Consider the following 6,645-nt stretch of genomic DNA (forward strand, 5'->3'; position numbering starts at 1 on the left):
CGGCCCATGACCTCGACCGGCACCCCACGGCATTTTCTTTCAATCGACGATTTCTCCTACACAGAGCTGCGCGGCATGCTCGACACCGCCCGCTCGCTCAAGACTCGCCTGAAGGAAGGCGATCGCCCCCAGCCCCTCAAGGACAAGGTGCTGGCCATGATCTTCGAGCGCCAGTCCACCCGCACCCGCGTCAGCTTTGACGTCGGCATGCGCCAGCTGGGCGGCGAGACCATCATGCTCTCCGGCCAGGAGATGCAGCTCAGCCGCGAGGAAACGCTGGGCGACACCGCCCGGGTGCTGTCCCGCTATGTCGACGCCATCATGATCCGCATTCTCAGCCACGCCGATCTGCTCGATCTGGCCGAGGCCGCCACCGTGCCGGTGATCAATGGCCTGACCCGCCGCGCGCATCCCTGCCAGATCATGGCCGACCTGATGACCTTTGAAGAGCACCGCGGCAACATCAAGGGCGCCAAGGTGGCCTGGGTGGGCGACAGCAACAATGTGCTGCACTCCTGGGTCAATGCGGCCGAACTGTTCGAATGCCACCTGACCATCGCCACGCCCGAGGAATACAGCCCGGAAAAGGACCTGATTGACGACATCAAGCGGGCAGGGGACTTCGTCAAGCTGATCGAGGACCCGCGCGAGGCCGTGGCCGGCGCCGACCTGGTGATCACCGATACCTGGGTGTCGATGGGCGACGTGGACGTTGCCGAACGGCGCCGGGTCTTGAAACCCTATCAGGTCAACCCCAGTTTGATGGCCTTGGCGGACAAGAACGCCCTGTTCATGCATGACCTGCCCGCCCACCGCGGCGATGAAGTGACCGACGAGGTGATCGACGGCCCGCAGTCAGTTGTGTGGGACGAGGCCGAAAACCGCCTGCATGCACAAAAAGCCATCCTGTGCTGGGCCTTCGGGGCCGACGTCAACTAGCTGCCCCATCGGCGACGGGCGCGGCGGCGCCCGAATGTGATGCCAGCTCGCTGTCTCTTGCCGAGGCGGTGGGCTGGGATCATTGTTGCCTGGCCGATTTGAAAGCCCTTAGACCGCCATGACGACGGATACGACGACCATGACAGACAATCTCATGAGTGCCCTCGGGCTCGACCGGCCGGAAAGCGGCGATGATGCGGTCGTCCCCTTCACGCTGGACAAGCTGGACACCCGCGGCCGCACGGTTCGCCTGGGCGATGCGCTCGACACCATTCTCAATCGCCACAACTACCCCGCCCCGGTTGCGCGCCTGCTGGGCGAGGCCGTTGTGCTGGCCGCGCTGATCGGCTCCTCGCTCAAGTTCGAGGGCCGCTTCATCCTCCAGACCCAGACCGATGGTCCGGTCAGCCTGCTGGTGGTCGATTTCGACGCGCCCGACGGGCTGCGCGGCTATGCCCGCTTTGACCAGGACGCGCTGGTCAAGGCCGCCGAGGAAGGCCGCACCCGTCCGGCGGACCTGCTGGGCAACGGCCACCTGGCCATGACCATCGACCAGGGCCCCAATACCGAACGCTACCAGGGCATCGTGGCCCTGGAGGGCAACTCGCTCGAACAGGTCGCGCATACCTATTTCATGCAGTCCGAGCAGATCCCCACCCAGGTGCGCCTGGCCGTGGCCGAGTTCACCAAGAAGGGCGACCATCGTCCGCATTGGCGCGCCGGCGGCGTGCTGATCCAGCATCTGCCCGAGCATGGCATGTCCCATACCCAGGACCTGCCCGGCGACGGCAATTTCGACAATCACGACGCCGATGCCAACGCGCCCGATGGCTGGAACGAAGCCAAGGCGCTGATGGCAACTCTGGACGATCTCGAGTTGGCCGATCCGGATCTGAGCGCCGAACGCCTGCTGTTCCGCCTCTATCACGAGACGGGCGTGCGCGTGTTCACCCCGCTCCCGGTGGTCGAGCGCTGCACCTGCTCTGCCGACAAGATCGAGGACATGCTGGCCACCAGCTTTACCCCCGAAGACCGGGAGGAAATGGCGGTGGATGGCGAAATCGAAGTGGTCTGCGAATTCTGCTCGACCGCCTATCACTTCAATCCGCACCAATTCGACGTCAATCACTGAGCGCGGCACGCCCGCCCCATTACCGATGAAACGCGATAGACACCCCGGCCATACGCCGGGGTGTCTTGTTTTTTGCCTGTACCCTGTCAGTACTTGTGCGGACGCCCCCACGTGGGCGCCGGTTGCAACGTCATCCTGGCCGCTTGGGGGCAAAGCCATGTCGATGTCTGTTTCGTGCCGTTGGTCTGCGCTGCAGCTGCGATGCCGGGAGCGCCCGGGGCCATAGGCGCAGGGCACTGCAGCCATGTCCGACGCCATCTCGCTTGTCGCAGCCATTCTGGATGATCCCGATCGGCAGGCGGCCGGCGCGGCGCTGGAGGCCGCGCTCAACGCCGAAGTCGATCCGCTGCTCTATTGCTGCCTTGTCCATGGCATTGATGAAGGCACTGCCATGCAGCGGGCCGCTCACTGGGCCGGCTATGCCTTTTTCGACCGCCTGCCCACCGCACTTGCTGGATACGTCGCGCCCAACCGCCTCGAAGCCCTCGCCGGCGTGCGGGTATTCACCCTGCGTGTGCTCGACCGCGACGTGGCCTTTGCTGCGCCGGACTTCTTCGGCCTGCTGCGCCTGGCCCGAGCCCTGCCGGGCCAGCCCCATCTTCGCCAGCGTCTCTGCCTGCTTCCAGCCCCGGCCCTGCGCAGCTACCTCGCCGACGCGGCCGCCGAGGCACTGGTCACCGATGCGCGGCAAGGCCTGGCGCGACGCTGGCCCTATGCCTGCGCGCAGCTCGAGCTGACCGCCTTTGCCCGCTATGGCTTTGCCCTGGCGCTGCTTCTGCTCGCTGCGATGGTGCTGGTGGCGCCTTTTGCCGCCGAACTCGTGCTGCTGCCCATTGCCCTGGCGCTCCTGGTCGCGCCCGCCGCCATCCGCCTGGGCGCTGTCGGCACGGCCCCACGCCCGGTGCCAAGGCCACAGCGCCCGCCTGACGAGACGCTGCCGGTCTATTCCGTGCTCATCCCCCTGCGCAACGAAGCGGCCATGGTGCCGCAACTGTTTGCCGGCATGCGTGCGCTGGACTATCCGCCGGCCAGCCTCGATATCAAATTCGTGGTCGAATCCGCGTCCACCGAGACACTAGCAGCCGTTGCGGCGCAGCTGGGCGATCCGCGCTTTTCACTGGTGGCCGTGCCCGACGCGCCCCCGCGCACCAAGCCCAAGGCGCTCGATTATGCGCTGCCGCTCTGCCGCGGGGAATATGTCGTGGTCTTCGATGCCGAGGACCAGCCCGATCCCGACCAGCTCTGGCAGGCGGCGCTGCGCTTCCGCGACACGCCGGACCTGGTCTGCTTGCAGGCGTCCCTGGTTATCGACAATGGCCACCACAACCTGCTGGCAGCCCTGTTTGCCGGCGAATATGCCGGGCTCTTTGCCGTGCTGCTGCCGGCGCTGGCCCGTTGGCGTCTGCCCATGCCGCTGGGCGGCACCTCCAATCACTTTCGCCTTGCCGCGCTGCGGCAGCTGGGCGGCTGGGATGCCTATAATGTCACCGAGGATGCCGATCTCGGCATGCGCCTGGCGCGGCGTCGTCTGAGGGTCGAGACGCTGGGCGCCGGCACCAGCGAGCATGCGCCCGAGCGGCTGCGGCCCTGGCTGGGGCAGCGTACCCGCTGGATGAAGGGCTGGATGCAGACCTTCATCGTGCACAATCGCGCGCCGTTTCGCCTGGTGCGCGAGATGGGCCTGGGCCCCGCGCTGGCCTTCGAGGCGCTGGTGCTGGGCATGATCCTGGCGCCGCTGCTGCATTGCGGGCTGATCGTCGGCCTGGTTTGGCACATCCTGCATGGCCTGCCGCTGCTGCAACCGGGCGGCTGGCCGGTGTTCTATCTCGGTGTGCTGGCGCTGGGCTATGCCAGTGCCCTGGCGCAGACGGTGCTGGGCCTGTGGCGGACGCGTCGGTTGATGCTGTTGCCGGCGCAAGTCCTGTTGCCGGCCTATTGGCTGCTGATGAGCCTGGCCACGCTCTGCGCCTTGGTCGATCTGCTGCGAAGGCCGTTCTACTGGTTCAAGTCACCGCACCGGCCGGTCGCGCCGGCGCCACCGGCTCAATAAGAACCGTAGCGGCGCTCCTTGCCGGCAACACGCGTGCCGAACACACGGTCCCGCCCGGCGGCCTTGGCGCTGTAGAGCGCTTCATCGGCCGCCTTGGCCAGCTCGAGACCATTGCGATCGAGATTGTCGGGCATATAGGTGGCCACGCCCACGCTGGCGGTCACATGGCCCTTGTCGCTGCGCTCATGCGGCAGTCCGGCCTGTGCCACGGCACGGCGGAAGGCATCCGCCACCAGATAGGCGCCGTCCTCGTCGGTATCGGGCAGGATGGCGGCAAATTCCTCCCCGCCATAACGCGCCGCCAGATCGGCCGGGCGCTTGAGGCTGTCGCGCAGCAGTTCGGCCACCTGGCGCAGGCAGGCGTCGCCTGCCGGATGCCCATAATGGTCGTTATAGGCCTTGAAGTGGTCCACATCGATCATCAGCAGGCTCAGCGGCGTGCCGGTGCGGCTGCTGCGGCGGATCTCGTTTTCCAGCGCCTCGTCGAAGGCACGGCGGTTCAGCAGGTCGGTCAAGCCATCGGTGCGCGCCAGCTGCTTGAGCTGGTCGGTGGCCGTGTTGAGTTCTTCCTGGGCCTGCTTGAAGCGGGAGACGTCGCTGACCAGCACCATGGAGGTCCCATTGCTGGTGGTATGTGAGCGGATCTGCAGCCAGGTTCCGTCGACCAGTTGCACTTCTTCGTCGGAATCCCCGGTCAGGCCGCCGATGACCTTTTCGATCCAGGCGGGATCGTGCTGGCGCGGCGCGGTGCGCTGCTCGCCCGAAGCAATCACAGCGGCGAGGACCGTGCGCATATCGGCCCCGGGCACCCGCAGGTGGCCGGTGTAGGGGAAGCATTCCCGATAGCGGTCATTGCAGAAGATCAGATGGCCGGTCCCGTCGATCATGGCCAGGCCGCCGTTCATTTCCGACAGCGCATAGGAGAGGGTGTCGCGGTTGAGCGCGATCTCGCTCTGCAACTTGCGCTGCTGGGTAATGTCCCGCATGACCCCGACCACGCCGATCACCGCGCCATCCGGACCATAGAGCGGCACACGGGTGCTGCTGAAATTGCGGGTCTCGCCGGTGGGGATGACGAGTTCGTATTGCTGGTCGATCACTGGCCGGCCCGAGACGAGCACAGTCTGTTCCTGTTCGTGCTGCTTGCGGGCATCAGCCTCGGGCAGCACCTCAAAGCAGGTCTTGCCGATCAGTTCGGCGGCGCTGGCCTTGCCCACCAGCTGGGCTGCGGCGTCATTGGCGGCGACGAACCGGCCGGCGGCATCCTTGACATAGGCATAGTCGGGCGCCTGCCGCAGGGCGGCGGCCATCAGCTCCCGCTCCGACGACAACTGCCAGGAGCGCAGATAGGCGATAGCGGCAACAGAGGTGATCAGCGCGTTGATGATCGCATTGGACACCAGCGCGTTCATGATCGTCAGCGTTCCGTCGGGCAGAAGGGCATATTGCGCGAGCGCGGCGCCGGCTGCCGAGATGCAGGCCATCACCAGGACATGCCAGGTCCGGGTGGCGCGCTTGCGGAACATGGCCCGGACGCCCAGGCCCAACAGGCTGGCCGCCACAATGCCGGCCAGCCCTGCCGCCAGACCTGCGCCACTGCTGGGCAACCTGTAGAGAATTGCAATGGCGGTCGTCACGATCGCGGCGGGCCAGCCGCCGAAGAACGCGGCAATGGCCAGCAGCGCGTGACGCAGATCGAAATAGATCCCGGGCTTGATCTCGACCGCCATATACATGGCGGCCACGGTCCCCACGCTCATGCCCATGGCAAACAGCAGGTCACGACCCGGCCGGGGGACGCGCTTGATCCAATAGCCCATGCGCGACCAGAGCAGAACAAACAGGGCAACCACGGCAAAATTGCCGGCCAGCATTTGACCTACACTGCCCATTACGCACACATACCCGCGCTACTCGAACCTCGGCCCCGGCCAGGTCAGCCGGCACAACGCCAATCACCACACCTACACCCAAAGGGTTTGCCAAATCTGAACGGGGCGGAACTTATGGCATTTGTGATCGGCCGGGCCGACTAAGGATAGAACACGGAGGCGCTCTTCAGGCGGACGTCGCCCGAAGGCGACGCGGTCGTTTTGATCGCATTGCCATGAGCCTGGCGTCGGCATCGAAAAAAACCGAGGTGGCGTCGGCGTTTCCGAGGTCTAGGACAAGGACTTGTCCACAAGCGACGCGGGCGAATGACGAAGAAAATGACAGTCCGATGTCGATTTTTCAGAACCACCGTTGACAGGGGGGAGGCCCTATCCTAAAACCCGCCTCGTTGAACGACGTCGAGCGAAGCCGCTCCCACTGATCAACGCTTTCTAGCAAGAGCAGGCGCTCAGCCGGGCAACCGGACGATAGCTTGTTTGTCCTAGAAAATTCTGACCGATTTGAAGCAATTCAGGCCGGTGAGAAAAACGGAAAAAGGGTGTTGACAGTCTTAGGTGACTTGAATACAACCCGGCGCACTGGACGACGTCGAGCTTGATGCTCCCACTGTTCTGGTGTTTTCTGACAGAAG

Annotated in this window: 4 protein-coding genes; 3 read left to right on the top strand and 1 reads right to left on the bottom strand. The window is 65.2% G+C overall.

Annotation, left to right across the window (positions count from 1 at the left end):
• Positions 1-6 precede the first annotated feature (6 nt).
• From argF to K1177_RS18270, 3 genes are all read left to right on the top strand, one after another.
• Entirely contained in the window at positions 7-939 is a 933-nt protein-coding gene (gene argF / locus K1177_RS18260; protein ID WP_224705779.1) for an ornithine carbamoyltransferase, read from the top strand.
• 139 nt (positions 940-1,078) lie between these two features.
• Positions 1,079-2,071 carry an Hsp33 family molecular chaperone gene (locus K1177_RS18265; protein WP_224705781.1) on the top strand — a complete coding sequence of 331 codons (993 nt, stop codon included), beginning with the start codon at positions 1,079-1,081 and terminating at the stop codon, positions 2,069-2,071.
• 244 nt (positions 2,072-2,315) lie between these two features.
• A complete protein-coding gene (locus K1177_RS18270) occupies positions 2,316-4,121 on the top strand; it encodes a glycosyltransferase family 2 protein (protein WP_224705783.1) in 1,806 nt (601 codons plus the stop codon).
• Here the strand turns inward: K1177_RS18270 and K1177_RS18275 are convergent.
• Positions 4,115-5,995, bottom strand: a complete 1,881-nt coding sequence (locus K1177_RS18275) for a diguanylate cyclase (RefSeq protein ID WP_224705785.1) — start codon at positions 5,993-5,995, stop codon at positions 4,115-4,117. The genes K1177_RS18270 and K1177_RS18275 overlap by 7 nt on opposite strands.
• Between the last annotated feature and the right edge of the window lie 650 nt (positions 5,996-6,645).

This window comes from Devosia aquimaris (assembly GCF_020169335.1).
In the GTDB taxonomy this organism is placed as follows: Bacteria; Pseudomonadota; Alphaproteobacteria; order Rhizobiales; family Devosiaceae; genus Devosia; species Devosia aquimaris.